Genomic DNA, 26,942 nt, shown 5'->3' on the forward strand with positions numbered 1-26,942 from the left:
CGACGTTCAAAACAAAAAAGTCCAAGCACAGTGCTCGGACTTTAAACTGATTAATATTTTTTGCGACTTCCGTTGAAGTAAGCATAGAGTAAACCGACTAAAATACCGCCACCAATGTAGTTTCCGATAAAAGCAAAGATGATATTTTTAAGCACGTCTAACCATGAAACGGCATCGATATTATAAAAAATCATACCGACAAACAGTCCCGCATTATAAACCACGTGTTCATAACCCATAAACACGAAAATAATTACACCAACGGCAATAAAAAATGTTTTTGAGAGCCCCTCTTTAAACATCATGGAAACGTATATTCCAATATTGATAAAGAAGTTGGCAAAAATCGCTTTAACAAGTATGGCGTGCCATGTTGAAGCGACCGTTTTTGCATCAACCGTAGCTGAAAGTGCTTGAATCATTTCAGGCGTCATGACCTTCGTAAAAATCATTAAACCAAATAACACGAATGCACCTAAAATATTTCCAATAAAACATACTGTAAAGAGCCAAAGCATTTTTCCAATTGAAATGGCGCGATAATAAGCCCCTACAGTAAGATACATAAAGTTACTTGTTAACAATTCTGAATGCGTTAATACAATAAAAACTAAGGCGATACTAAAGGCTATGGCCCCCATTAAGTTGACAACCGCAGGCAGTGCCCCAGCAAATTGTGTTTTCATGGCAAGCATAAAAACTGTCACAATGGCGAGTAAAAAGCCAGACATCATCGATTTCAATATGTATCTCGGTAAGGCACGATCTAACATGACTTCTTTCATGGCCACTGAGCTGACAATGGCTTCTACAATTTCTCTCGATGCATAGGTATCTTTGAGGTGTTTTGTTGGTTTTTCAATTCCCATATTCATACCCCTCCACTCATTTTTAACTACCCTTTTATATTACAAGATAACATTTAAACTAGATAGTCAAAATCAGCTAAAAATAGGAATAATATGCTTAAAAAACATTTCAATTCATAATATCAATAAGACCGAAATGACCTTGAGATAGAATACTCATTTAAAAAGGAAAAGCCATCCAAATTTACCTATAGATAAATTTGGATGACTATTTTAAACCGACTTAAATACGTTCCAGTCTTTTCCTTATTGTATTGTTGGTCAAGAAATTTAGCCTTTTGTTTTTGCACGTTTCATAGCTTTCAAACCATAAGCAAATACACCGTAACCAATCGTTGTTTGTGTAAACCATTTTAAGAAGTGTTCATGATGACATATGCGTGTGACTACAGTGGCAATTGCCGTGCTTAAGACATATAACCCGAGCACTTTCATATAGCGTTGATTCATTCTTTTCACCTCTGATACTTTAAAAGTTGAATGACACTGATAAAGATTGTTTATATGCATTGGAACCGCTACTTTATCATTTTTAGTCATTCTCAAGATTGATACAAGTTCACTTTATCACAATCAAAATAATTAAAAAGAAGGAAGTTGCCTATATTGGATAGGACAACTCCCTAATCTTTTATAATAATCCAAGCCATTGCCAATAAGTCATACTGAAAATAATGACTAAAATATAGCCGATGACTGTAATTGGAATCCCTGCTTTAAGGAAATCTTTAACTGTAAATGTTTCAGTTCCATAAGCCAACATACTTTGTGGTGAGCTGACGGGTAATAAGAAACCAAAACTAATCACAAATTGTTGAATCAATACAAAACCGATGGACATATCTCCTAAATGTAACGTAGATGTTAAAGAAATAAACACCGGTATTAACGCCGACGCCAAACTTGTGGCACTCGCAAAACCGAGATGGATTAAAATGTTAAATAATGAAATGAGTGCGATTGTTGCAATGATAGGCATATGTTGTAAGCCCATTAATCCAAATGTTTTATCACTCAACCACTGTGCAGCGTTTGTTTGAAGTAAGACATTACCTAATGCAATCCCTACACCAAAGACAATGATTGTTCCCCAAGGAATACGACTTTCTGCTTCTTTCCAGCTCATGACCCCAATTTTAGGTGTGAGCATAATCGCAAGAGCAATCAATGTGATTGACGAAGAATCAATTGGATGAAGTATTTTTTCAGTAGACCATAATAAGAGTAAAGCCACAGAAATAATGATGAGACGCCACTCTTTACCTGAAATAGGGCCAAGCTCTTGTAATTGTTTTTGGACAAGCTCTTTTCCACCTTCAATTTCCGTTTGTTCTGGCGGAATGACTTTCAGCATCACAAAATAGAGCACGACAGACATAATGATTGACCAAGGCGCCGCATATAAGAACCATTCTCCCCATGAAATATCATGTCCGAGTTGTTCATTAATAAAGTTCACTGCGACGATATTTTGCGCGGCTGCGGTTTTAATCCCGATATTCCAAATGGACACCGCTTGAACCGCTGTAATAATTAATAGCGCCGCTAATTTACTTTGCTTTGCAGCCCCAAATGCCGCGACCATTCCGAGTAATATCGGAACCACTGCGCCTGCACGTGCCGTTGCTGATGGCACGAAGAACGCTAAAATAATCGAAACCAAAATCGCGCCAATAACGATGCGTTTCGTTTTATTCCCAACCAATGAAAGCACCCATAACGCTAAACGTTTATGCAATTGTGTCACTTGCATCGCTGTTGCTAGAAAGAGCGCTGCTGCTACAAGGGCGACTGCACTTGTAGAAAAACCACTGAATGCGAGTTTCAATGCATTGGCTGTTCCTAATAAATCTCCGCCACTTAAAACATCTTTGCCGACTTTCGGATTGCCTAATGCTTCTGTTAAGTTTTGAACTGGGCTAAACCCAAGTAACAAAATCATTAAAACGACAATCATCGTTGCAGATACAGGATAGCTCACCGCTTCAGTCACCCATAAAATAACCGCAAATGCCAAAATGGCAAGCGCACATTTTCCCATTACGGGTAAACTATCAGAAGTGGGTAACAGTAAAATAATGAATAATACAACAAAACTTAACCCAAACCATAGCGGTTTAAAGGTCGATTTTTTTTGATTTTTTGCCGCCGTTGCCATAAAAAACAACCCCTTTTATTTTAATCACCCTAAGTGTACCAATAAATAGAGGTTGTCGCCCACTCATGTTCAAACATTCACAAAAATTTTACATTTATTTTTAGTTTAAAATAAGTTGGATTTCTAAACGTTTCCAGTCATTTGATTTCGTCGCCATTGTCTATATCCGTATATACTGTTGATTAAAAAGGCCATCCACATTAAAATCATCGCCATTGCGCCGTAAGAGACCGTATGCGTCTGTATGGCATCATTGAAAGCTTGTGCCCATAAAACAATTGTAATGAGATTGACAGCAATCCAAAATAACCACTGCTCTTTAAAGCGAAGGGTCATCAACGTTTGCCCCACAATAGATAAAGCGGTAGAAGCCCCGTCTACCCATGGATGTTGGGCATAAAAATCGCCTGAAAGTTGATATAAAAGCGCGACAAGTCCTAAATAAAGAACAACTGTCAACACTAATGTCACTATCCACGTCAATGGGGTTAACCCTTTGGCATCGACTTCTTTGACTTTCGCATTTTTGCCTTCAGGATCTTGTTTCATATGGCGCCACCAAACCACGAGTCCTATAAATTGAAAAATGAGAAAAATCACTTGCATGCCCACTTCTCCCATAAAATGGGCCTTAAAGCTTAAATAGCCGTAGGTACATACTTGAATCACTCCGAAAAAATAGGTAGACAAACGCCCCTTAGCGGCCATAAATACACAAACCACACCTGAAATACTTGCAATCAGGTTAAGTATCGCCTCTTTTCCAATCCCTTGTGCTTCACCAACTAATAAAGGAAGAACAAATACAAAACATTGCAATATGAGAAAAAGACTAAAGAACCATTTCTCATATAATGTAAACCCCTTAAAATCTTTAAACATTAACCCATCCCCTTATCTCTTTCTATCTTTATGATTCGACCGTTCTTAACGTTTGGTCGCCTGGGCGAATCCATTGTTTTTTCGACATCACATAGTAAATTAACCCTGTGACAATCATTGGCAATATAAAATGGAACACACCTATCAAAATCCATGTGTTTAAAGAACTTCCCATCGTGTGAATGGTCATAATTTGGCCGACAAAACCGCTCGTTCCCATGCCTGCACCTGCAGGATTATTCGTCATTGGGAAAAAGACCGTCATTATCGGCGCAATCATCGCACTCGCAAGTGTTGGTGGAAGTAATAACAATGGTTTTAAAAGGATATTCGGAACTTGTAACATACTTGTACCTATTCCTATTGAAATCAAACCACTAATGCCATTGTCTTTATATCCCATTACTGCAAAACCCACCATTTGACACGCACATCCTATAGTTGCTGCACCTGCTGCGAGTCCTGACAACTCTAGCATTAACGCAAGGGCTGCGCTTGAAATGGGTGCCGTTAAACACAATCCAAAAACAACTGCCACAATAATCCCCATTATGATCGGTTGTTGGTCCGTCGCTGAAATAATGACAGCACCTATCGCTTTCATTAATTGATTGAGCAATGGTCCTAAAAGTTTAGCGACAATACCTCCAATCACCAACGTCATCATCGGTGTTACGATAATATCAATTTTCGTTTTTTGTGCATATAGTCGGCTCAGTTCAACGGCTACAAGCGTCGCAAAAAATGCACCCACAGCGCCGCCTGCAAATGTTTCGTATCCCATCATCCCGACAATGAGTGCTGAAAATATGACTAAAGGTTTACTTTTAAATCCGTATGCCATCGCAGCCCCAATTGCTGCACCTGTTAACCCTTTAGCGACATTACCAATGCTGACTAAAAAGCTTAAATCTATATTAGGAAATAACGTTTGTTTGCCTATCGTCTCTAAAATAAGCCCGATAATAAGAGAACAAAATAGGCCTAAGGTCATAAAACTAAGCCCTTCGATAAACCATCTATGTAATAATGTTTTCAATGTCTCTTCTCCCCCTGAATGAATTTGTACAGTTGAACCATACAAGTTTTATATTACCATAGAACTTTTGAACCGAGGACACTGAATTTTCAGTTACATAAACGCGTTTTATACATACAAAAACGCACTGTGCGGGGAACACAGTGCGCTTTATCAACTTTAGTTCTACTTTATTTAAGGAGGTCTTACAGGTCTTGCTTTTGGGGTGTATCTTTTATCTTAATTGGGATTGAACAGTTAGGATTGGGAATTGTTTGATTAACTGTTCTATACATAGAATACCCCATTTTATTCCGACTCACATCGGACAATAGAACGCTCTTTTTCTAAGACCTTAGTTCGAGTTGCATTAATCGTAATAATTACTGTTTACAAATATCAGAATAATCTTTATAATGTAGAGTAGATACAATTTTTTATTTCTATAAAAGTTGTATCTCTTAAAGACATTGTGCAACATACTTACACTTACACACTCTTCACAATGGCTTTAAACGGATGTAAATCAGTCATTTTCAAACATGAGTCTTTCAATTTTTCCCCATTGAAAAGTTGAAGCGGAATCGAGACTTATCTTTCATAGCGATAATACTCATTCCACCCCATACTTATCCCCTCTCTATGTCTTTCATAAAGAGGGGTTTTTATTAGCATTCTAAAATTAATTCACTACCAATTTTAAATTTTCCATATGAATCTTCTTTTATGTTGTATATAAGTCATATAAATTTACCTATTTTCCTACAAGCGTTAAAATAATGAAAGAGCAAGATTAATATTAAGGAGCGTTTTGACCTTTGTCATCGCTCTAAAACTAAGGGGCTGAAATAGATGTCAATTCAAGTAAAAGACTATATCTCAGAGCAATATGATTTATTTATAAACGGTGAATTTGTGGCACCAGAATCTGGTGAATATTTAGAAGTCCACAACCCAGCAACAAGTGAAGTCATCACAAAAATTGCAAAAGCCAATGAGAAAGACGTTGATAAAGCTGTTAAAGCAGCACAAGAAGCCTTTCCATCTTGGTCACGTATCTCTAAACAAGAACGTTCTGATTTACTACGTGAAATCAGTCGTCGCATCTTAGATCAAAAAGACCGTCTTGCAACAATCGAAAGTATTAATACAGGTAAAGCATTACGCGAAGCTTCTATGATAGATATTCCGCTTGCAGCACGTCATTATCAATATTTTGCGAGCGTGACAGATTTAGATGAAGGATCTGTCAATCAAATGGACGAACATACACTCAGCCTTATTACTCATGAGCCAATCGGTGTGGTAGGCGCTGTCGTGGCTTGGAACTTCCCTAGTCTACTTGCAGCATGGAAACTCGGACCTGCACTTGCTGCCGGTAATACTGTAGTCATCCAACCTTCATCATCAACACCTGTGAGCTTAATTGAAACAGCTAAAATTTTCCAAGAAGTTTTACCTCCAGGCGTTGTGAATGTCGTAACAGGTAAAGGTTCTGAATCCGGAAACGCCATTTTCAACCATGAAGGTGTCGATAAATTATCATTTACTGGATCTACAGATGTAGGTTACCAAGTCGCTGAAGCTGGAGCAAAACGTATTGTTCCTGCAACATTAGAACTTGGCGGTAAAAGTGCCAACATTATTTTAGATGATGCCAATCAAGAAGTGGCATTAGAAGGCAGTCAACTCGGTATTTTATTTAACCAAGGTGAAGTATGTAGTGCTGGCTCACGTTTACTCGTACACGAGGATATATATGATGAATTTGTTCCAAAATTAGTGGAAGCCTTCAAAAAAATTAAAGTTGGCGACCCATTAGATATGAACACACAAATGGGTTCACAAACTGGTCCAGATCAAATCGAAAAAATCCAAAGCTATATCGACTTCGCTAAAGAAAATAACGCCAACATTTTAGCTGGAGGCGAACGTATCACTGACAATGGTTTAGATAAAGGTCATTTCTTCCAACCGACAATTATTGAATTAAACGATAATAAAAATAAACTAGCACAAGAAGAAATATTTGGACCTGTGCTTGTCGTTATTAAAATTAAAGACGACAAAGAAGCTGTAGAAATTGCGAACGATTCAGAATACGGTTTAGCCGGTGGCGTATTCTCAACAAATATTAATCGTGCCCTCAATATTGCTAAAAATGTTCGTACAGGCCGTATGTGGATTAACACATACAACCAAGTACCTGAAGGGGCACCATTTGGCGGATATAAAAAATCTGGTATCGGACGCGAAACTTATAAAGAAGCGATTAAAAATTATCAACAAGTGAAAAACATTTATATCGATACAAGTAATGAAACAAAAGGTTTATACTAAGTTGACCTTAAATAAGAGGCGTAGACTTGCCGTCTACGCCTCTTCCTCTATATCAATGACTTGTATCGTACGTTCTAGTTCTGTTTTCAAATCAGGCGTTCTCCATTCTCTTGGATAACCTAAACATGCCGCAATATAACTCGTATTTTCCTCATGGACCACCTTTCTAAAATGGACATGCCCCATGATGCTATATCGTATTGGATAACGTTCAAATAGCGCATCAAAACTTTGTGTCCCTATAAATCCATTAAAAAAATCGAACACGCGATGCGGTGTTGGCACTAAAAATGCTGGGTGTGTGACAAAATGCGTCACAAGAATAACTTTCTTTCCTTGATATTGCTCTAATTGCTTATTGACTTCATCGGCATAGTGCATCGCGCGCACGCTTGCCTCCTCAGTAAAATCCGTATGGACTAAATCTTGCCAAGTGGCTCCATAATGTTTACCTCGTTGTAATTTTTCATCACTAAACCGCGCATCAGCATACGCATAGTCAAACCATCCCATATGCCCAACGATACACCAATCCCCTCGAATGATAGGTGCATGCATTAAACATAGTGGGTGCTCACGATATCGCTTTAATATCGCCTCCGTCGTAGTAGTATCTTCTTTATTCCGCCAAATATCATGATTACCGGGGACAAAGGCCACTTGTGCTGTAATCGCAGCATCTAGCTGATTGATGAAAGCTAGCGTTCGCTCGCTGTTATTCGATATATCTCCTGCAATAATGATTAAAGAGACCCTCGCTTCTTCAATCACTTCGATTAAATATTTTAAATATATTTCAGAACTGTAAGTTTGATGACGATCAATATGTAAATCCGATATCACACCCAATTTCATTTTTTACCCCTCCATTTTTATTATCTCATACGTTCCAAATACTAGAAAAGAGTATACTGACACCATTTACATTTTACTCATATATTGCATATTATCTATTTCTGAAAATTATCATAATTAGAACTTTTCAATGTCACAAATATGTCATTTTAGTATAAAAATGCGGTAAAATTTATTACTTTAATGTGAAAAAGCGTCAAAGCGTTGCGGTATAATAGTCCTTTGTTTGAAAAACATTTCACAATCTCTATAAAATTTTTATTAATAGTATTTTCAACTAATAAAAATGCCTTCATCCCTTGAAATACGGCTATTGCATACGCTTTCAAAAAAGTCTATATTTGATTTGGAAATAAAGCGCGCTTATAAAAAAACTAAAATTTAATTGAGATGAGGAAAGATTATGGATTTTATTTTAGGTATTGGAACATTACTCGTTGTTTTACTTGCAATGACTTTGTTTTTGAAATTTGCCCCTAATGGAAAAGTCAGTTTACAAGCATTATCGGGAGCAGCATGTGCGACATTTTTACCTGAAGCGTTCTTAAAATATGCGATTGGTGGCGTATTTCACTTAGAATATTTCACAAAACTTGGTGAAATCGCTGGGAGTTTAAGTGGTGTTGCCGTAGGTATTTTAACGTGTTTAAAATTTGGAGTAAATCCAGTATTTGCTGTGTTAACAGGTTTGGTGCTTTTTGATTTTAAACTTCTTCCTGCATTTATTGCAGCTTATTTTGTAGCGTTTGGTCTTAAATATTTAGAAAAGAAAGTACCAGAAGGATTGGATCTCATCGTTGTGATTTTACTCTCTCCTGCCATTACTTATGGTATCGCTTCTATCGTCTCTCCAAGTGTGACTGCTGTCCTTAAACAAATTGGTACTGCTGTTACTGCTGTTGGAGATAACAACCCATATGCTTTAGCTTTAGTGATTGGTGCGATTGTGCCTGTCGTAGGTATGACGCCTCTAAGTTCAATGGTATTCACAAGTCTTCTTGGCTTAACAGGTGTGCCAATGGCCATCGGTGCGCTAGGTTGTATGGGAAGCTCATTCGTTAACTTTGTAATGTTTAGAAAACTTAAAATCGGCAATCCAGGTAAAGCGTTTGCCGTTGCAATTGAACCGCTCACTCAAATCGATATAATTGCTAAATATCCTGTTCAGTTGTATGGTACAAATGCCATTGTCGGAATGGTTAATGGACTCTTTGTCACTTACATGGGCATTGTCGTGAACCAACCAGGTATGGCTACACCGATTGCAGGACCGATTGTTGCCTTAGGTTTCAATGATGTGACAAGCACAGTCATTACGATTGTTGTTGTTGCTATCATCAGTTTAATTTTAAGTTTCATCATCGGTACATTCATTAATAAAAAACAAATGGGCATTAATTTAAATACACCAAAACTTAACAAACAAGTAAATTAAAGGAGCGAATATATATGGCACGTACGAAAGATTATCAAAGTGCATTTGACGTGATTGGTCCAGTTATGATGGGCCCTTCTAGTTCACATACTGCAGGTGCAGTTAAAATCGGACAAGCAGCGCGAGCTGTATTAGGAGATACACCAGAACGTATTGAAGTACATTATTATGAATCATTTGCTGAAACACATAAAGGACATGGCACAGATTTAGCAATTATCGGTGGCTTACTTGGCTTTAGTACATTTGATTCACGTATCAAAACATCTACAACTATCGCACGTGAACAAGGGATCCCTTTGGAATTTATTGAAGAAAAAGGTGCGAGCCTTGGCGAACATCCGAACTGCGCTTTAATTATTATTGATAAAGGGGATCGTCACGTTGAACTGAATGGAATTTCCATTGGTGGCGGTGCTTTTAAAGTCAAAAGTATTCATGTCAATAACATGTGTATCTTACTGTCACATACACCAAATTTATTAGTTATTGACGGTGAATGTGATATGTCTCAAATCAACCATTTAATTAATGATCTCGTTGAAAAAAGTGTAGATATTAACGAAGAAATTAAAACAATGAGCCAAGATCGTTGTTTACTGGCGCTACATTTAAATAAAGCTATTAAACCGGAATTATTAGATGAAATACGTCAAAAATATACGAACTTAAAATTCTCATATATACAATAGTCTGGAGGAATCGATATGTTTGATTCAATGAAAGAATTAATCGAATACGCTGAAACACATTCCAAATCCTTCTCAGAAATTATGATTGAACACGAAATGATGACACGTGGGCTTTCACGTGAAGAAGTTTTTGAAATGATGCAACAAAATTTAGATACAATGCGCAATGCTGTGGAAAAAGGCTCAACAGGCGAAGGCGTAAAAAGTGTGACTGGCTATACAGGACAAGATGCGATTAAAGTCGCTAAATATAATGAAACACACCAAGCCCTTTCTGGTCATGATATGATTACAGCCGTTCAAGGTGCGATTGCTACAAATGAAGTTAACGCTGCTATGGGTATCATTTGTGCCACACCAACAGCTGGTTCCTCGGGAACGATCCCGGGCGTGCTCTTTAAATTAGAAAAAACACATCACCTTGATAATGAACAAATGATTAAATTTTTATTCTCGGCTTCAATGTGTGGCTTAATCATTGCCAATAATGCCTCTGTTGCCGGTGCAACGGGAGGTTGTCAAGCTGAAGTCGGTACAGCATCAGCTATTGCGGCTGCGGCTGCAGTTGAAACATTTGGAGGGACACCTTCACAAGCAGGCCATGCTATTGCTATCAGTTTAAGTAACTTATTAGGTCTTGTATGTGACCCTGTTGCTGGTCTTGTGGAAATTCCATGTGTGATGCGTAATGCTATCGGTTCTGGTAATGGTTTAATTTCAGCTGACCTTGCATTAGCAGGCGTTGAAAGCCGTATCCCAGTTGATGAAGTCATTATGGCAATGGATAAAGTTGGCCGTAACTTACCTGCTTCTTTACGCGAAACAGGTATCGGTGGTTTAGCAGGAACACCAACAGGTCAAGCGATTAAAGAAAAAATCTTCGGCAGTTCAAATCAAGAACAAGTCTTTTCATAAACAGTAAACAAAACGGGGTTAAGGGCATCTGATGATGCCTTTAACCCCGTTTTTTTATTATTTATCTTTTTTTAACAAGTGATGCTGATAGGTCTCTTGATGAAAGGTCGGTGTGTGTTCCTGTTGTTCTTCAGTTTGTCGATCTTTCACCTTAAATCTTATAAAATGATAAATAAAAAAGATGATGATACTCAATGAAATTGATTGCATAAACAAATATTGCCAAGTCCCTGCAATCAAATAGTTCTCCGCAATACTTGTTGATACGACCAATGCAATAAATAAAAATAAGAAGTTTTTAAGCATCATCTCACCCCTTTGTTCCCCTTTTTTTGTCTTATACATGTTATACCACGAAAGATGTTGAAAAGATACCCTTTTTCAGATAATTTTGTATTTTTATATTTTTAAAAACCACACACATTTCAACACCCATCCTTAAATTGTTTAATTTGTGAACATTTTCCTCTTATATTGACAAATAAATGAAAGCGCTTTATCATTAAGTAAACATTATTAAACAATATCAAACATTTACAATTTGATACAAAGGAGGTCCATCGATGTCTATTCAACAGTACATTCATTCAGATACCGTATTTGTTGTAGATGCAACAACACAGTCGCAAGTTTTTGAGTTGATATCTGAAAAGTTGTCTCACCTGTCTCTAGTGAAAACAGACTTTTTGAAGCATTTACTCGAAAGAGAAGCAAACTATCCGACAGGACTCGATTTATCACCCATTCATCACGATTTACCTGATATTGCTATCCCACACACTGAAAGTCAGTTTGTGAACGAAACGCGTATCGTTCCTATTCAACTTAAACAATCGATAGCATTTCAGAATATGATTTCTCCAGACAAAGCTTTAGAGGTCTCTTTTTTATTTCTTATTTTGAATCACGATACAGAGGCACAAGCGAATATACTCGCAGAAATAATGGATTATTTGAATCAAACAGATCACGCACAATTACAAAAATTATTCAGCTCAGAAGATTCACAAGAAATTTTTGAAATACTAACAAATTAAGAAGAAAGTAGTGAAGACCATGATTAAAATTTTAGCAGCCTGTGGTGCAGGTGTGAATTCAAGCCATCAAATTAAATCTGCCTTAGAAAGTGAACTTACAGCGAGAGGTTATCAAGTCAGTTGTGACGCAGTCATGATTAAAGACGTGACTAAAGATTTAATTTCTAAATACGATATTTTTGCGCAAATTGCCAATACAGATTTAGGATTTGACATCGACATACCTGTTGTAGACGCGGGGGCCATTTTATATCGCATTCCAGCAATGGCAGAACCTGTTTATCATGAAATTGAAAACATCATTAAAAGTATGCAACGTTAAGTCATCATCGTGAGGGGGAAGCCAAATGAAACAAATCATTGATTTTTCAAATACCCTTTTTGAACCATTAATCCAGTTAGGAGCCGCGCCTTTAATGGCCATTATCTTAACGATTATCGCCTTATTATTTAAGGTTAAATTTTCAAAAGCTTTAGAAGGCGGTTTAAAATTAGCCATTGCATTAACAGGGATCGGGGCCATCATTGGAATATTAACTACCGCATTTGCAGATGCATTAAAGTCTTTCGTTGAACGCACAGGACTTGCATTAACGATCACTGACGTAGGTTGGGCACCGCTCGCAACCATCACTTGGGGTTCGCCCTATACTTTGTATTTCCTATTAATTACTGTATTTTTAAATATTGGTTTATTATTACTCAAGAAAACCAATACACTCGATGTCGATATCTTTAATATTTGGCATCTATCAATTGTAGGATTATTTTCCATTTATTGCGGTGCTAATTTATTCATAGCCACATTGCTTGTTGTATTTATTGGTGTACTCAAAATCATCAACTCAGACTTAATGAAACCCACATTCAATGATTTACTCAATGCACCTGCAACGAACCCAATGACAACAACACATATGAATTTTATGCTTAATCCGATTATTATGGTTTTCGACAAACTATTTGATTTACTTTTCCCTTGGTTGGATAAATATGATTTCGATGCCGCAAAATTAAATAGCAAGATCGGTTTTTGGGGTTCAAAGTTTGCGATTGGGATGTATTTAGGCGTTTTCGTAGGTTTACTTGCCGGACAATCTCCTACAGAAATTTTAGCACTCGCCTTTACAGCTGCCGTGTGTTTAGAGTTGTTCTCAATCATTGGTTCTTGGTTTATTGCTTCTGTAGAACCTCTATCTCAAGGGATTGCAGATTTCACGAGCCAAAAACTTAAAGGGCGAACACTCAATATCGGCTTAGACTGGCCGTTTATCGCAGGGCGTGCGGAAATATGGGCAGCCGCTAACGTTCTTGCGCCGATTATGTTATTAGAAGCGATGATTTTACCAGGGAATTTATTATTACCTCTAGGCGGAATCATCGCAATGGGTTTAACCCCTGCGCTACTCGTAGTGACACGTGGAAAACTCATTCGAATGATTGTTATTGGTGCAATCCAACTGCCGATTTTCTTATGGTCGGGGACACTGATTGCAGATTTTGTGACACAAACCGCTAAAAAAGTGGGCGCCTTCCCTTCAGGCCTCTCTGAATCGACACTCATTTCTCATACGACTATGGAAGGACCGATTGAAAAATTCTTAGGTTTTCTTGTTGGTCATGCGTCAGAAGGGCAAGTTCAATTTATCATTTATGCACTATTAGCACTTATTGCGTACTTACTTCTCTTCTTATGGTACGCGTATGAAATGAAAAAGCGCAACAAAGTTTATGCCTCTGAAAGTAACCAATAATTTCAAAAAGGACACCACAAAAAAGAGCTACGAAAATGCAAAATCATTTTCGTAGCTCTCTTTTTATTTCTTATACGCTTTAAAATCAATCACTTTCCCATTTTGATGGCGCTCTTCTTGATTCATAATTTCCATATATTCTTCAAAAGTGTGCCCATGATAGATCCAGTTACGCATTTTCATATAAACAGGTTTTACTTTATTGATGGCTGTCTGTTCTACGCGCTTACGTAAAATACCATCTTGTACTAAAGAGTACATCACATCTGCCACCATCTCGTATTCAATGGCATGCTTCATCATTGTTAAAATTTCTACCGCTAATTCATCAGGCGTCACATTGTAGTCGTTATTTTCACGCATGTTTTTACCTAACCACGATAAGAAGTTAAAGTACGTGTCTTCATCAATGCCAAAAACATGTGTTTTATAAAAAAGCATCTCTTCAAGCGTCTCAGGCTCATAATAATGTGCATCTCTTAAGAAATGATGCAATTCATCAGGCTCTAGCTCTAATCCGACACTCGAAATCAAACCTTCACCTACATTAAAGTTACATATCTCGGGCATCAAGCGATTTAAACGCATGAGGATACTTCGCGTTTCTAATAATGAGTAGTCGTGCTCTAAATAGCGATTCAAAACTTTTTGAAGTTGCGCAAAGGAATATAATCCATATAAGTTTGTTGCCGCTTCAATTAAATCTTGTTCTTGTTGATAGCGTTTGAGTGTTTCGTGCTTTTTAATCCACTTTCCAACTTGCTCAAGAATTTCGTCAGGAATCCATAATAAATGCTTTCCTCTGTCATCTTCTTCTGTCTCAAAGATTAAGTACGACTCTGGAAATGACACATTACTTTCAATCGGGGTATCTAAATCATTGAAGGCATACACTTGAATCAATAAGCGCTTTTGATTTTCATCCATTTGTGCAACCGCTTCATTAAAATAGTCTTCTGTGACGAGGGAGGTAATAAACCAATGAGCAATTTCTTCTTTCCTCAATGTGGAGTAGCCTTTCACACCATTTTCTTTACATAATTGTTTTAATTCTTTAACCGTTGGATTGCCTAGTAAATTAATTATGGTATTGGGCGCACCATGTAACAAATCCATAAACATTCTCTCCAAATTCAGCTTTTTCATGACTTCTTTATCTTGAAAAAGTGCTTGCAATTCTTCATCCTTTATAGACATTTTGATCACCTATTCGATTAATAGTTACTTTCATTGTACTATCCGTACCATAAAATGCAAATGAACATATGCTTAAATCTTTTTTTAATACAGAACTGTCATTAAACATTTTAATATCATTTAATGTAATAAAGAAACTTTATTTAAATTTCTCAAATTTGTTGTTCACGAGGAAAGTAAAAACAAAAAAAGCACAAATCAACATGAATGCTTTAAACGCTTAAAACATCATGCAATCTGTGCATAAATTTATATATATATTTTCTTCTCAAAAAGACATCCTTACGATTGATAGGCGAGTAATGCTTTTTGAATATCTTGATTTCCATTTAGAACTTGGAACTCTTTGCCTTGATTTTCAGGTTGTGTCACAATTTCATACAATACGCGCGCAACATCTTGACGTGCAATTTTGCGTTCTTTAGGTTGATCAAATAGTGCTTCAATACGCACCTTACCCGTACCTTCTTCGTCTGTTAAACCACCTGGATGGACAATAGTTGCTGTTAATTGACTGTGTCTTAAATAATCATCTGCGTAATGTTTGGCAATGGTATATGGTTTCAAATCTCCGCCTTCTTCAATCGCTTCACGTCTTGAATCCCATGTAGAGACCATAACAAAATGAGGCACGTTCGCTGCCTCACTCGCTTTAATGGCTTTGACCGCACCATCTAAATCTACTGCGAGTGTTTGGTCTGCACCGGTTTTTCCGCCTGAACCGACTGAGAATACAACTTGATCATACCCTTCAAATTGCGATTGTAACGTTTCAATACTGTCATGTTCAACATCAATCAATGCTGCCTGAATATCTTGTGCTTCTAACGCTTCTTTTTGCTCTTGTTTACGTACGCCAGCTGTAAATGATTGGTTGTTTTCTTTTAAAAGTTGAACGAGATAACGTCCAACGCCACCATTTGCACCGAGCACCATTGTTTTGACCATATGAAACCCTCCATTCATTTGATAATGCCATCGTATAACACATTTCATAAAAACTCACATCATGTGCTTATACAACGTTTTACTTATATCATCTCATCTTTAAAGAAGGAAGTGTTTATAGCATGTCTTTAGTTATCTTATTTTATTCTACATTTTTTGAAAAAGAAATGTTCACGCTACGTAGACAATTTGATTGTTTCAAATAAAATGTGTCGGTTTTTCATACAAAATATATACAAAAAATGACAATAAGCAAACGCTTTCAATTTTCAAGTGATAAATTTCACAAGAGTTGGTATACTGATTGTGAAATGATGAACAATGGAGGTTTGATCATGATACATGAAGCTAAAACACAAACAAACGCTTGGAAAGGGTTCAAAACGGGGCTTTGGTCTCACCGTGTAGATGTCCGTGATTTCATCCAATTGAATTTTACTGGTTATACAGGAGATGACTCATTTTTAGAAGGACCTACTGAAGCGACAAAACAACTTTGGGACCAAGTGATGGCACTTTCAAAAGAAGAACGTGAACGTGGTGGTATGTGGGATATGGATACCAAAGTGCCTTCTACAATTACTTCTCATGATGCAGGTTATTTAAATGAAACGCTTGAACAAATTGTAGGGGTACAAACGGATAAACCATTCAAACGTTCAATGCAACCATTTGGCGGTATTCGTATGGCTAAAGCTGCTTGTGAAGCATATGGCTATGAATTAGATAAAGAAACAGAACATATCTTTACAGAATACCGTAAAACACACAACCAAGGTGTTTTTGATGCCTACTCTAAGGAAATGTTAGCTTGCCGTAAAGCCGGTATCATTACGGGTTTACCAGATGCATATGGCCGTGGTCGTATTATTGGTGACTATCGTCGTGTTGCACTATACGGTGTTGATTTCTTAATGGCAGAAAAACAAAAAGACTTTGAAAGCTTATCAACAACGATGTCTGAAGATATTATTCGTTTACGCGAAGAACTCTCTGAACAATACCGTTCATTAAAAGAGTTAAAACAATTAGGTGAAATTTATGGATTTGACTTAAGCCGTCCAGCTGAAAACTTTAAAGAGGCTGTACAATGGCTCTACCTTGCATACCTTGCTGCGATTAAAGAACAAAACGGTGCAGCGATGAGTTTAGGACGTACATCTACTTTCTTAGATATCTATGCACAACGTGATTTAGATAATGGCACAATCACTGAATCTGAAGTTCAAGAAATCATTGACCACTTTATTATGAAATTACGTCTCGTTAAATTTGCACGTACACCAGACTACAACGAATTATTCTCAGGAGATCCAACTTGGGTCACTGAATCTATAGGTGGTGTTGGCATTGACGGACGTGCGATGGTTACTAAAAACTCATTCCGTTTCTTACATTCACTAGATAATTTAGGTCCAGCACCTGAACCAAATTTAACAGTTCTTTGGTCTACACGCTTACCTGAAAACTTCAAAAAATATTGTACGAAAATGAGTATTAAAACAAGCTCTATCCAATATGAAAACGATGATTTAATGCGTGAAAGCTATGGCGATGACTACGGTATTGCATGTTGTGTATCTGCAATGCGCATCGGTAAACAAATGCAATTCTTTGGTGCACGTGCCAACCTTGCTAAAACTTTACTCTATGCGATTAACGGAGGTAAAGATGAAAAATCAGGCCTACAAGTCGCACCGAACTTCAAAGCGATTGAAGATGAAATTTTAGATTATGACGATGTCTACGCACGTTTCGATGAAATGATGGAATGGTTAGCGGGTGTTTACATTAACTCACTCAATGTCATTCACTATATGCATGATAAATATAGCTACGAACGTATCGAAATGGCACTTCACGATACAGATGTTCACCGTACGATGGCCACAGGTATCGCAGGGCTTTCAGTTGCAGCGGACTCTTTATCAGCAATTAAATACGGACAAGTAAAAACAATCCGTGATGAAAATGGCTTAGTGGTCGACTTTGAAACGACAGGCGATTACCCTAAATATGGTAATAATGATCCTCGCGTCGATGACATCGCGGTACAACTTGTAGAAAGCTTTATGCGTAAACTTCGCAAACATAAAACTTATCGTGATTCAGAACATACAATGAGTGTACTCACAATTACTTCTAACGTTGTTTACGGTAAGAAAACAGGTAACACACCAGATGGACGTAAAGCGGGAGAACCATTTGCACCTGGTGCAAACCCAATGCACGGTCGTGATGAACACGGTGCGCTTGCTTCATTATCCTCTGTTGCGAAATTACCATACGACTGCTGTAAAGACGGTATTTCTAACACATTCAGTATCGTTCCAAAATCATTAGGTAAAGAAGACGATACGCAACAACAAAACTTAGTGAGCATTTTGGATGGTTATGCAATGCAACATGGTCACCATTTAAACATTAACGTATTTAACCGAGAAACATTACTTGATGCCATGGAACACCCAGAAGAATACCCTCAATTAACCGTACGTGTATCAGGTTATGCAGTAAACTTTATTAAATTGACACGTGAACAACAACTAGATGTCATTTCAAGAACATTCCACGAGTCAATGTAACAAAAACAGGAAAAAGATTGAGAAAACGGGGAGATAATCATGATTCAAGGTCATATTCATTCAGTAGAAAGTCTAGGAACAGTTGATGGTCCAGGCCTACGCTACATCCTATTTTTACAAGGGTGTTTGCTGCGCTGCTTATATTGTCATAATCCTGACACGTGGAAAATAAACACACCCTCAAGAAAAGCATCAGCAAATGAACTTATCCATGAGATCACGCCTTATCTTCCCTACTTTCAAAGTTCCGGTGGTGGCGTAACGGTGAGCGGTGGAGAACCCCTACTCCAAATGCCGTTTATTACAGAGCTATTCAAATTGTGTCATGAACACGGAATCCACACATGTGTCGACACTTCCTTAGGCTGTGCCAATGATACAGAAGCTTTTAAAAATCATTTTGATGCGTTACGTCAACATACTGATTTATTCATGGTCGATATTAAACATATCGATGATGAAAAACACCGGCATTTAACTGGAAAGTCTAACAAAGCCATTTTAAAATTCATTCAATATTTGAATGAACACAATCAACCCATTTGGATCCGCCATGTGCTTGTCCCAGGTCTGACAGACGCCCCCGAAGACTTGCGCAAACTAGGTGAGTTTATCAATTCACTAGATAACGTCGAAAAGTTTGAAATACTTCCTTACCATGAACTCGGCGTGCATAAATGGCAAGCGCTTGGTGTTCCATATCAACTCTCATCTGTTGAGCCCCCTTCAGATGAAGATGTTCAAAAAGCCTATGATCTTATTCAGTTCAAAGGAAAAACAACACAAACATCACTAGTCCAATAGATGCGTTGTTTTTCAATTCATCAACAAGCCTATACCCTACCCACTTGTTGATGTACACAAAATCATGTAAATACTAACATCACTCCTTTAATGGTGGCCCGGAAGCATAGCACAATGGTTCCGGGCTTTTTGTAATGGACCATGAGCGTGTGGTGACAGGCATCGATGACCTGCATCTGTGGCTAAGGAAGCCCTCAGTCTACAGTTTCAATGTACATTAAAAATTCTCCCATCGTTCCTTTAATTGAATAAAAAAATGGCCATCAAAATTTATCTACGTGTAAATTTTGATGGCGTTCTCATTATAGGTGGAGGTTTTAGCCTCCGACGATGGTCCATTGAGTGCTTTCAATTCAATGGAGGCGTATTGCGTTAATTATGATTTAGTCTCTTCTGCGGCTAGGAAGCGATAAATATCATTAGAATAGAGTTTTAATACTTTCGTAAAGACAAAGTTAAGGATAAACCCAACGACGCCTGGAATAATAACAAAGACGAGTGCGACTAAAAATATATTCAAGCCTACAGGTCCATCTAACATTTCTATCGCTTTAATCGGTCCGACTAATCCAACAAGTCCAAATCCTGCTGCTTCTTTCGTACCGATAATTCCAATCATTCCTGCGGCAGCACCGGCACACGCCGCTGACAAACCAATAGGGAGCAGCATGATTGGATAGCGAATCACATTAGTCATCATCATCTTCATCGCCCCTAATAAAATCGCAATAGGGACACCAATTTTATTCACTTTCATTGTGCATAGGAAGAGTACGACTCCGGTTGTCGCAACACCTACTGCAGCGGCACCCGCAGCTAACCCGGAAATACCAATGGCCAAACCGACCGCAACCGTTGAGACAGGTGAAACAATAATAAACGAAAATAAAACAGCAATCAAAATACACATCAACACCGGTTGTAACGTCGTAAAGGTATTAATCAATTCACCAATGGCAAGCGTAATCTTACTCACATAGGGAAGTGTAAAAATTCCTATTAATCCAGGAATCCCCCCCACAATAATTGGGAGTAAAATAATTTTCAAACTTCCTAATTTATCTTCTAACCATAAGACTAAAAGTACCGCAATGGCTGCAGTGATCATGGTATTAATCAAATCACCAATCCCTACAATTTGCCATCCTGTTTCTGTCGCTTTAGCCGCCCCAGAACCGACATAAGAGGCCGCGCCGACAATGACCGTCGCAAGTGCTGATAAGTTAAACTGAATCGCAATGAGCACACCGACCATCATCGGGAGCATAAGTTGAATGCCCATGACCACATTAAATAACGTGTTGAAAATATCGGCATATTGTCCTAAATATTTAAACAAACCACCGAGCACGGCATTCGGAATTAATCCCGCTACAATCGCTACCGCAAGACCATTTAACACATTAAAGCTAAAGGTCTTAAATGTCATTTTCTTCTTTGTTGCTTCCATCTACATTCCCCCTCATATTTTATGTATTCGTCTAACGAGACAATCGTGTCAAATTTTGTCTCAGTTCCATACTATCGTGAATGTATACGATGTATTACAAGTAGGTTAAAGTAATTACCATGAAAATTCAATAGTTATTTTGTGAATTTTATCACATTTATGTTTGAAAATAAAAAGTGTGCCTCTACAGACACACTTTGACATATGGTTAACAGTGAAATTAACGTTGAATTTGATTGTTCGGTTTCGCTGAAAATTTACTATGAACACGCATCATTGATTCGATACGATCCTCAGCCAAATGTTCCGCTGCTTGTAATGGTAAAATATTTTGTTCTTTCGCAATATTGAAGATTTTATCCATTTGATCATAAATGCCCTGAACTTTTTTCGTTGCACGTTCACGGTTATAACCATTGAGTTCGTCAGCCACATTGATAACGCCACCACTATTGACGACAAAATCTGGGGCATAAATAATACCGCGTTCTTTCAACATTTGACCATGTGTTTCCTCATCTAAGAGTTGATTATTGGCACTGCCGCAAACCACTTTCACCTTTAACTCAGGTATCGTTTGATTATTTAAAATACCACCTAAGGCACAAGGTGCAAATATATCCGCTTCAACGCGATGTATTTCATCAACATGAACGGCTTTTGCCCCAAAATCATTAACTGCGCGTTGCACTGCTTCTTCATTAATATCAGCCACAATAAGAGAGGCTCCCTCTTCATGTAAAAAGCGACACATATGATAAGCGACATTGCCGACACCTTGTACCGCAACAGTTTTACCTTTTAAACTGTCATTGCCAAAAGCTTCTTTGGCGGTACGTTTCATCGCATTAAAAACACCTAAAGCGGTCATTGGACTTGGGTTACCACTTGAACCATACGATTCACTCACACCACAAACGTGTGGTGTTTCTAAATAAATCATATCCATATCTTCAACCGTTGTCCCGACATCTTCCGCCGTAATATATCGTCCATCTAAGTTATTAATATAGCGGCCAAGCGCTCTAAAAAAGGCTTCAGATTTGTCTTTTTTAGGATCACCAATCACCACTGTTTTGGCACCGCCTAAATTCAAACCTGCTGCCGCATTTTTGTAAGTCATTCCTTTAGCCAAGCGCATCACATCGGTAATCGCTTCCTCTTCTGATGCGTAATTCCAAAAACGGCAACCTCCTAATGCAGGTCCGAGTGTCGTGTCATGAATACAAATGATTGCTTTAAGTCCCGTCGCTTTATCATGACAAAACACTAATTGCTCATAGTCTGCGTGTGCCATTTGTTCAAAAATCATTTCCATTCCTCCTCTGTATGTTACAAGCTTGAGATGTGTTTCCGCCCGTTCCAATCTTAATTATGTACAAAGAATGCTCATCGTACAGCCCCTTATTAAGATTCAAAACGATAGTATGCAAGCGTTTACAATCTCTATTTTTTATCTTATCATACCCTAAGATTAAATTCATTGTTATGTTTTAATGGCAGAATATTGATTCAATTTCACTGTGCTTAAACACACGTTAAAAATAGGCCATTTCCCTGGAGAGATATAGCCCTTTCCCTAATGTTCAATTTCTCACAAACATTTTAAACTAAGCGTAACTTATATTAGTAAAGGAAGCGATAATATGATCGATGCACAATCACACGTAGCCGATGTCGTAACGAAATATCCTAAGACTGCTGATGTTTTCCGCAAGTACGGCATTGATTTTTGTTGCGGGGGCAATGTCTCTATCGAAACGGCTGCAAATCAAGCCAAACGAATCACTTTACCAGAGTTACTCGAAGCATTAGAAGAAGCCAGCCAACTTCAAGGCGAAGGGATTAACCCAAGTTATTTGGATGTGCCTTCGCTTATCCAATACATCCAAGCGCGTTATCACGAAACATTAAAGGAAGAATTTGTACAGCTCACACCGTATGTGACAAAACTCGCACGGGTTCATGGGCCCAATCATCCTTATCTTGTTGAACTAAAAGAAATCTATGATTCATTTAAGTCTGCGATGCTCACACATACCGATGAGGAGGATCAACGTGCTTTTCCAAAATTAATTCAAGCACATCAAGGGGAACAAGTTGAAGACTTAGAAGCAGCTATTCAATCACTCGTGGATGACCATGATGGCGCTGGAGAAAAACTAGAGCACATGCGTCGTTTAACCAACGACTATCAACCTCCAATGGAAGCATGTGGAACTTGGCGTTTAGTTTATAATCGCCTAGCTTCATTAGAAAAAGAAACACATCAACACGTCCACTTAGAAAATCATGTGTTATTCCCTAAAGTTGAAAATCATTCAAATATAGGTTAAGACATAACACTACCTTCAGTTAAAGCACCATCAAAATTTACGCTCAGATAAATTTTGATGGTGCTTTTTAAAATTGCATTTTATACACTTTTGCGATATTGTACGCCAAGCGTTCTAAATGTTGTGGGCCTTCATTTAATGCGGTTTCGAGTGAAATTGGTCCAGGAACGAGTGAAAAGACCGCCTCAATCCCGTAATCATAAACTGCCTCATACCCCTCACCTAACATGCCGGCAACCGCAATCACCGGTTTGTGATAAGATTGTGCCACTTTTGCGATGCCTATAGGCGTTTTTCCATAGATCGTTTGCGCGTCTATTTTCCCTTCACCTGTAATGACTAAATCACAGTTTAAAACGTGATGTTTAAATCGTGTCATTTCCAAGACAATATCGATGCCTGGACGTAACTGAACATTTATTGTTGCTAGAAGTGCAGCCCCTAATCCTCCGGCAGCACCTGCTCCCGGTTCATGCGCAATATATTGATGCAAATCACGTTGAATCACTTCATTGTAATGAACCAGTGCGGATTCAAGGCTTTGAATCTCCTCGGCTAACGCGCCTTTTTGAGGCCCATAAATCATCGTCGCCCCACTTTCACCTAATAAAGGATTATCAACGTCACAAGCAACTTCAAAGGTGATTTCTTTTAACCGTGGGTCGAAATGCGTTAAATCAATCGTTGCTAATTGCGCAAGCGCAGCTCCCCCGAATGGTAAATCTTGACCGTGTTTATCTAATAAACGTCCACCTAACGCTTGAATGAACCCAGCACCCCCATCATTCGTTGCGCTCCCACCAATCCCTAAAATAATATGAGAGACCCCTTGATTCAAAGCATCAATCACAAGTTCGCCTGTTCCAAAAGTGGTGGTCTTTAAAGGATTGCGTTCATCTCTAGCGATAAGTCCTAGTCCTGAAGCTGAGGCCATCTCAATGACAGCCGTCTTCCCCTTGTTCGCAATACTGTATGCGGCTTGAATAGGACGTCCTAAAGGATCTGTGACTATGACCATTCGCCATCGGCCCTGTAACGCATCATGTAAAGATTGTGTCGTCCCTTCGCCACCATCCGCCATTGGGATTTTGATGCATTCGATTTCATTCCCAAAGACCTGGTGAAATCCACTTTCTATCGCATACGCCGCTTCAAGTGCAGTCATACTTTCTTTAAATGAATCCGGTGCTATCAGTAGTCGTTTCATGAAGATCCTCTCCTTTTCTCTACTATAGCACAGAAAAAAACGAACCTGACTCGATTTAGAGTCGGTTCGTCTCTTTGATTAAGCTACTTCCTCTGCGACGTAAATACTACGTGTTAACCATTTTCCTGTTTTTTCATCATAATCATCACACGTAATTAATGTGAGTTGTTGTTTATCTTTATTCATCTCATCCAACACTTGAACGGCATAAGGATCGACATCTTTAATAGAGGTGATTTTATATTTACGTGTCTCTTTGCCGACTTTGAGCGTGACTTCATCCCCTTTTTTTGCCCCATGTAACTTCGTAAATTGATAGTTCATGGAGTAATCTGTATGGCCTGCAAGCGAAATGTTTTGATCTTTTAAAGATTCATTTTCCTCAGCAAAACTCACGCCTCGGTCCAATTGTTCAGGTGTGGCAGGTCCTGGATAGACAGGCTCTTTAATATCGACTGAAGGTACGCTTAACACCCCTACCACTTTAGACTTATCCTTAGAGATGTTTGTGTTTTGAAATGAACTTTTATTCTGAGAAGCTTGGTATTCTTCAATTTTATTGTTATTTTCTTGTTTTGTAAAAAATGCATCCACTTGAGGACGAAAAACTAAGTATAATCCACCAAGTATTAAAATGACACCTAATAATGGCATTAAAATTCGTGATAATCGTTTCATACATCGAACGCCTTTCTAAAAAGTATTGCTTATATTTTACCATATTAAATGAGAAAACAAATCAAATAAAGATTTGCGACATCAACATTTTTATCCTCTTTTCTCTAATATAGCGCACTTAAATGATGTCGGAATTTTTTTAATTTCCACCTAAATTACCTAACGCTCCTAAGTTAAATAAGAGAGACTTACAATTTTATTTTATATGTACTACTCTATCCATGTCTTTAGCCATTATGGCATCTCCTCGTGGATTTAATATAGGTTGGCTGACCAATATTATTCTATTATAAAGAGATGTCTTTTTTACATTAAAACCCTTTCGGAATTCTATGCGTAGTGTTCGAACACCTTAAAAAAATAAAATAGCCATCAAAATTTATGTTCAGATAAATTTTGATGGCTTTCTCTCTATAAGGAAAGCGATGTCCCCTATAATTGTGCATCTATTATAATTTCACTTAATCCATTATACTGCTTTTTCAGATTCGTCTTTTACTAAAGGATGGTCTGGTCTAACGAAGAACCATAACACAATGGCTAAAACGACTAATACAAGCATAGATAATAACGCCGCTTCCCAACCAATTATTTTCTCTAATACCGGAATTATTATTGGACTTAACATAGCTCCTATATTTCCCCAAAGGTTCATCCATCCTGTAACAGATCCTGAGAAGTTACGCCCGATATCTGTCGCTGAAGCCCAGCTCATGACCATAGAGAGACCTACACCCGCTAAACAAAGTGACATCCAAATTATATTCATCAAAAGTGATTCTGATGTTACAGCTAAAAATAAAGCAATACCACATAATACAAAACCTGCAATTGCTAATAAAGCTCGAGCTACAAATCTTGACTTCCCTTTTCCTAATATACTGTCAGAAATAATACCCCCAGCCATAATTATTCCAAACATGACCAACCATGGTATTCCTGCCAGTTTACTCATTGTTCCAGAATCTACATTGAATGTCTCAATTAAATATGTTGGATACCAATATAAGAAAATAGTAATCACAAACTGAACGACGAAATATTGTGCCGCAATCGCATAGAAACTAAATCTTGCGAAGAAACGCCCCCATGGTGCCACTGACTTTTCAGTTTCCACCACATCACGATTTTCCATGATATAAAGTTTTTCAGCTTCATTGACCATTTTGTGATGTTCTGGTAAATCTTTCGCTATAATTGCCCAAAGAATCGCAATTAAAAATCCGACAGCTCCAAAGATGAAAAATACAGCTTGCCAACCAAATGTATTATAGATTGCAATAGTAATAAACGGTGCAATAACCGGTCCAAAATAAGAACCCGCTAATAATGCACTTGACGCTCGCCCTTTTTCGGTTTTACTAAACCAAAATGTATTGAATACTGCGTTTGATGGATACATTGGTGCTTCCCCAACACCAAATAAAAAACGTATAAAATATAAAAATCCGTGGTTTTTAACTAATCCTGTAAATATTGTAAATGCACTCCACCATACTAATGCAATGGATAACATTCTCTTAGGTCCAAATTTTTCTGCTAAAAATCCAGACGGAACTTGCATTAATGCATATCCCAATGAAAAGAATGATGCTAAAAATCCAAATTGTGTTTTTGATAAATTCAAATCCTCCATCATTGGTGTTGCTATATATGAAATATTCGCACGGTCCATATAAGCAATAACCCCAATTAAGAAAAACATTCCTGCAAACATCCAACGAACTTTAGTTCTTTTTTCACGTTGTTGATTCATGATTTGCCCCCTCTTTTTCATTAGGT

At 37.9% G+C, this 26,942-nt stretch carries 24 protein-coding genes; 10 read left to right on the plus strand and 14 right to left on the minus strand.

Going from position 1 to position 26,942, the window contains the following annotated elements:
* Positions 1–50 precede the first annotated feature (50 nt).
* The 5 genes from G8Y84_RS11055 to G8Y84_RS11075 form a co-directional block, all read right to left on the minus strand.
* Positions 51–869, minus strand: a complete 819-nt coding sequence (locus G8Y84_RS11055) for a formate/nitrite transporter family protein (protein ID WP_105996834.1) — start codon at positions 867–869, stop codon at positions 51–53.
* 270 nt (positions 870–1,139) lie between these two features.
* On the minus strand, positions 1,140–1,319 hold the full coding sequence (locus tag G8Y84_RS11060) for a hypothetical protein (protein ID WP_037575130.1): 180 nt from the start codon (positions 1,317–1,319) through the stop codon (positions 1,140–1,142).
* 181 nt (positions 1,320–1,500) lie between these two features.
* Positions 1,501–3,027, minus strand: coding sequence for an SLC13 family permease (locus G8Y84_RS11065; RefSeq protein ID WP_037575132.1), 1,527 nt, complete (start codon positions 3,025–3,027; stop codon positions 1,501–1,503).
* A 123-nt stretch (positions 3,028–3,150) separates the two neighbouring features.
* On the minus strand, positions 3,151–3,909 hold the full coding sequence (gene pnuC / locus G8Y84_RS11070) for a nicotinamide riboside transporter PnuC (RefSeq protein ID WP_165806363.1): 759 nt from the start codon (positions 3,907–3,909) through the stop codon (positions 3,151–3,153).
* 28 nt (positions 3,910–3,937) lie between these two features.
* Positions 3,938–4,948 carry a PTS sugar transporter subunit IIC gene (locus tag G8Y84_RS11075; RefSeq protein WP_105963218.1) on the minus strand — a complete coding sequence of 337 codons (1,011 nt, stop codon included), beginning with the start codon at positions 4,946–4,948 and terminating at the stop codon, positions 3,938–3,940.
* Between the two features lie 831 nt (positions 4,949–5,779).
* On the opposite strand from G8Y84_RS11075, the gene G8Y84_RS11080 reads away from it, so the two are divergent.
* On the plus strand, positions 5,780–7,267 hold the full coding sequence (locus tag G8Y84_RS11080; RefSeq protein ID WP_105963219.1) for an aldehyde dehydrogenase family protein: 1,488 nt from the start codon (positions 5,780–5,782) through the stop codon (positions 7,265–7,267).
* Positions 7,268–7,300: 33 nt separating this feature from the next.
* On the opposite strand, the gene G8Y84_RS11085 is transcribed toward G8Y84_RS11080, so the two are convergent.
* Positions 7,301–8,122 (minus strand): metallophosphoesterase, encoded by an 822-nt coding sequence (locus G8Y84_RS11085; protein ID WP_103158667.1) that lies wholly within the window; start codon positions 8,120–8,122, stop codon positions 7,301–7,303.
* A gap of 403 nt (positions 8,123–8,525) precedes the next feature.
* Here G8Y84_RS11085 and G8Y84_RS11090 point away from each other — a divergent pair, with 403 nt between their 5' ends.
* From G8Y84_RS11090 to sdaAA, 3 genes are read left to right on the plus strand one after another with little or no spacing between them, the layout of a single operon-like run.
* The gene (locus G8Y84_RS11090; RefSeq protein ID WP_037575148.1) at positions 8,526–9,557 is read left to right on the plus strand and encodes a PTS sugar transporter subunit IIC; all 1,032 of its coding nucleotides are present in this window, start codon (positions 8,526–8,528) and stop codon (positions 9,555–9,557) included.
* Positions 9,558–9,571: 14 nt separating this feature from the next.
* Complete coding sequence (gene sdaAB / locus G8Y84_RS11095; RefSeq protein ID WP_103158668.1) at positions 9,572–10,249, plus strand: L-serine ammonia-lyase, iron-sulfur-dependent subunit beta; 678 nt, start codon at positions 9,572–9,574, stop codon at positions 10,247–10,249.
* 15 nt (positions 10,250–10,264) lie between these two features.
* Positions 10,265–11,164, plus strand: coding sequence for an L-serine ammonia-lyase, iron-sulfur-dependent, subunit alpha (sdaAA, locus tag G8Y84_RS11100; RefSeq protein WP_037575152.1), 900 nt, complete (start codon positions 10,265–10,267; stop codon positions 11,162–11,164).
* A 57-nt stretch (positions 11,165–11,221) separates the two neighbouring features.
* On the opposite strand, the gene G8Y84_RS11105 is transcribed toward sdaAA, so the two are convergent.
* A complete protein-coding gene (locus G8Y84_RS11105; protein ID WP_051604975.1) occupies positions 11,222–11,470 on the minus strand; it encodes a hypothetical protein in 249 nt (82 codons plus the stop codon).
* Positions 11,471–11,727: 257 nt separating this feature from the next.
* Here G8Y84_RS11105 and G8Y84_RS11110 point away from each other — a divergent pair, with 257 nt between their 5' ends.
* The 3 genes from G8Y84_RS11110 to G8Y84_RS11120 are packed head-to-tail and all read left to right on the plus strand — an operon-like array spanning position 11,728 to position 13,955.
* Complete coding sequence (locus tag G8Y84_RS11110; protein WP_037575154.1) at positions 11,728–12,201, plus strand: PTS sugar transporter subunit IIA; 474 nt, start codon at positions 11,728–11,730, stop codon at positions 12,199–12,201.
* A 19-nt stretch (positions 12,202–12,220) separates the two neighbouring features.
* The gene (locus G8Y84_RS11115) at positions 12,221–12,523 is read left to right on the plus strand and encodes a PTS sugar transporter subunit IIB (RefSeq protein ID WP_037575156.1); all 303 of its coding nucleotides are present in this window, start codon (positions 12,221–12,223) and stop codon (positions 12,521–12,523) included.
* 25 nt (positions 12,524–12,548) lie between these two features.
* Positions 12,549–13,955: a PTS transporter subunit IIC gene (locus G8Y84_RS11120; RefSeq protein ID WP_103158669.1), complete on the plus strand. Its 1,407-nt coding sequence runs from the start codon at positions 12,549–12,551 to the stop codon at positions 13,953–13,955.
* Positions 13,956–14,018: 63 nt separating this feature from the next.
* On the opposite strand, the gene G8Y84_RS11125 is transcribed toward G8Y84_RS11120, so the two are convergent.
* Together G8Y84_RS11125 and G8Y84_RS11130 are read right to left on the minus strand one after the other, a co-directional pair.
* The gene (locus tag G8Y84_RS11125) at positions 14,019–15,152 is read right to left on the minus strand and encodes a Rho termination factor N-terminal domain-containing protein (protein ID WP_107366697.1); all 1,134 of its coding nucleotides are present in this window, start codon (positions 15,150–15,152) and stop codon (positions 14,019–14,021) included.
* Positions 15,153–15,434: 282 nt separating this feature from the next.
* On the minus strand, positions 15,435–16,100 hold the full coding sequence (locus G8Y84_RS11130) for an SDR family oxidoreductase (protein WP_037575163.1): 666 nt from the start codon (positions 16,098–16,100) through the stop codon (positions 15,435–15,437).
* A gap of 335 nt (positions 16,101–16,435) precedes the next feature.
* Here G8Y84_RS11130 and pflB point away from each other — a divergent pair, with 335 nt between their 5' ends.
* Positions 16,436–18,685, plus strand: coding sequence for a formate C-acetyltransferase (gene pflB, locus G8Y84_RS11135; RefSeq protein WP_103158671.1), 2,250 nt, complete (start codon positions 16,436–16,438; stop codon positions 18,683–18,685).
* Positions 18,686–18,724: 39 nt separating this feature from the next.
* Positions 18,725–19,489 (plus strand): pyruvate formate-lyase-activating protein, encoded by a 765-nt coding sequence (pflA, locus tag G8Y84_RS11140; protein WP_037575170.1) that lies wholly within the window; start codon positions 18,725–18,727, stop codon positions 19,487–19,489.
* A gap of 376 nt (positions 19,490–19,865) precedes the next feature.
* On the opposite strand, the gene G8Y84_RS11145 is transcribed toward pflA, so the two are convergent.
* Together G8Y84_RS11145 and G8Y84_RS11150 are read right to left on the minus strand one after the other, a co-directional pair.
* Positions 19,866–20,939, minus strand: a complete 1,074-nt coding sequence (locus G8Y84_RS11145; protein WP_103158672.1) for a PTS sugar transporter subunit IIC — start codon at positions 20,937–20,939, stop codon at positions 19,866–19,868.
* Between the two features lie 220 nt (positions 20,940–21,159).
* A complete protein-coding gene (locus tag G8Y84_RS11150; protein ID WP_165806364.1) occupies positions 21,160–22,251 on the minus strand; it encodes a Glu/Leu/Phe/Val family dehydrogenase in 1,092 nt (363 codons plus the stop codon).
* A 334-nt stretch (positions 22,252–22,585) separates the two neighbouring features.
* On the opposite strand from G8Y84_RS11150, the gene scdA reads away from it, so the two are divergent.
* On the plus strand, positions 22,586–23,275 hold the full coding sequence (gene scdA / locus G8Y84_RS11155) for an iron-sulfur cluster repair di-iron protein ScdA (RefSeq protein WP_037575178.1): 690 nt from the start codon (positions 22,586–22,588) through the stop codon (positions 23,273–23,275).
* A gap of 67 nt (positions 23,276–23,342) precedes the next feature.
* Here scdA and G8Y84_RS11160 read toward each other — a convergent pair whose 3' ends face one another.
* The 3 genes from G8Y84_RS11160 to G8Y84_RS11170 form a co-directional block, all read right to left on the minus strand.
* Entirely contained in the window at positions 23,343–24,482 is a 1,140-nt protein-coding gene (locus G8Y84_RS11160; protein WP_103158674.1) for a glycerate kinase family protein, read from the minus strand.
* Positions 24,483–24,560: 78 nt separating this feature from the next.
* Positions 24,561–25,160 (minus strand): class A sortase SrtA, encoded by a 600-nt coding sequence (gene srtA / locus G8Y84_RS11165; RefSeq protein WP_037575184.1) that lies wholly within the window; start codon positions 25,158–25,160, stop codon positions 24,561–24,563.
* Between the two features lie 469 nt (positions 25,161–25,629).
* A complete protein-coding gene (locus G8Y84_RS11170) occupies positions 25,630–26,916 on the minus strand; it encodes a pyruvate MFS transporter (RefSeq protein ID WP_107366337.1) in 1,287 nt (428 codons plus the stop codon).
* Positions 26,917–26,942 lie beyond the last annotated feature (26 nt).

Source organism: Staphylococcus sp. 11511212 (genome assembly GCF_011394755.1).
Classification (GTDB): domain Bacteria; phylum Bacillota; class Bacilli; order Staphylococcales; family Staphylococcaceae; genus Staphylococcus; species Staphylococcus chromogenes.

What these genes read in the sequence shown, in the direction of transcription:
- G8Y84_RS11055 (WP_105996834.1), bottom strand. Translation starts at nt 869, where the DNA reads ATGGGAATTGAAAAACCAACAAAACACCTCAAAGATACCTATGCATCG.
- G8Y84_RS11080 (WP_105963219.1), top strand. Translation starts at nt 5,780, where the DNA reads ATGTCAATTCAAGTAAAAGACTATATCTCAGAGCAATATGATTTATTT.
- srtA (WP_037575184.1), bottom strand. Translation starts at nt 25,160, where the DNA reads ATGAAACGATTATCACGAATTTTAATGCCATTATTAGGTGTCATTTTA.
- G8Y84_RS11150 (WP_165806364.1), bottom strand. Translation starts at nt 22,251, where the DNA reads ATGATTTTTGAACAAATGGCACACGCAGACTATGAGCAATTAGTGTTT.
- G8Y84_RS11105 (WP_051604975.1), bottom strand. Translation starts at nt 11,470, where the DNA reads ATGCTTAAAAACTTCTTATTTTTATTTATTGCATTGGTCGTATCAACA.
- pflA (WP_037575170.1), top strand. Translation starts at nt 18,725, where the DNA reads ATGATTCAAGGTCATATTCATTCAGTAGAAAGTCTAGGAACAGTTGAT.
- G8Y84_RS11130 (WP_037575163.1), bottom strand. Translation starts at nt 16,100, where the DNA reads ATGGTCAAAACAATGGTGCTCGGTGCAAATGGTGGCGTTGGACGTTAT.
- G8Y84_RS11090 (WP_037575148.1), top strand. Translation starts at nt 8,526, where the DNA reads ATGGATTTTATTTTAGGTATTGGAACATTACTCGTTGTTTTACTTGCA.
- G8Y84_RS11065 (WP_037575132.1), bottom strand. Translation starts at nt 3,027, where the DNA reads ATGGCAACGGCGGCAAAAAATCAAAAAAAATCGACCTTTAAACCGCTA.
- G8Y84_RS11115 (WP_037575156.1), top strand. Translation starts at nt 12,221, where the DNA reads ATGATTAAAATTTTAGCAGCCTGTGGTGCAGGTGTGAATTCAAGCCAT.
- scdA (WP_037575178.1), top strand. Translation starts at nt 22,586, where the DNA reads ATGATCGATGCACAATCACACGTAGCCGATGTCGTAACGAAATATCCT.
- sdaAA (WP_037575152.1), top strand. Translation starts at nt 10,265, where the DNA reads ATGTTTGATTCAATGAAAGAATTAATCGAATACGCTGAAACACATTCC.
- pflB (WP_103158671.1), top strand. Translation starts at nt 16,436, where the DNA reads ATGATACATGAAGCTAAAACACAAACAAACGCTTGGAAAGGGTTCAAA.
- G8Y84_RS11060 (WP_037575130.1), bottom strand. Translation starts at nt 1,319, where the DNA reads ATGAATCAACGCTATATGAAAGTGCTCGGGTTATATGTCTTAAGCACG.
- G8Y84_RS11125 (WP_107366697.1), bottom strand. Translation starts at nt 15,152, where the DNA reads ATGTCTATAAAGGATGAAGAATTGCAAGCACTTTTTCAAGATAAAGAA.
- sdaAB (WP_103158668.1), top strand. Translation starts at nt 9,572, where the DNA reads ATGGCACGTACGAAAGATTATCAAAGTGCATTTGACGTGATTGGTCCA.
- G8Y84_RS11145 (WP_103158672.1), bottom strand. Translation starts at nt 20,939, where the DNA reads ATGGAAGCAACAAAGAAGAAAATGACATTTAAGACCTTTAGCTTTAAT.
- G8Y84_RS11110 (WP_037575154.1), top strand. Translation starts at nt 11,728, where the DNA reads ATGTCTATTCAACAGTACATTCATTCAGATACCGTATTTGTTGTAGAT.
- G8Y84_RS11170 (WP_107366337.1), bottom strand. Translation starts at nt 26,916, where the DNA reads ATGAATCAACAACGTGAAAAAAGAACTAAAGTTCGTTGGATGTTTGCA.
- pnuC (WP_165806363.1), bottom strand. Translation starts at nt 3,909, where the DNA reads ATGTTTAAAGATTTTAAGGGGTTTACATTATATGAGAAATGGTTCTTT.
- G8Y84_RS11085 (WP_103158667.1), bottom strand. Translation starts at nt 8,122, where the DNA reads ATGAAATTGGGTGTGATATCGGATTTACATATTGATCGTCATCAAACT.
- G8Y84_RS11160 (WP_103158674.1), bottom strand. Translation starts at nt 24,482, where the DNA reads ATGAAACGACTACTGATAGCACCGGATTCATTTAAAGAAAGTATGACT.
- G8Y84_RS11120 (WP_103158669.1), top strand. Translation starts at nt 12,549, where the DNA reads ATGAAACAAATCATTGATTTTTCAAATACCCTTTTTGAACCATTAATC.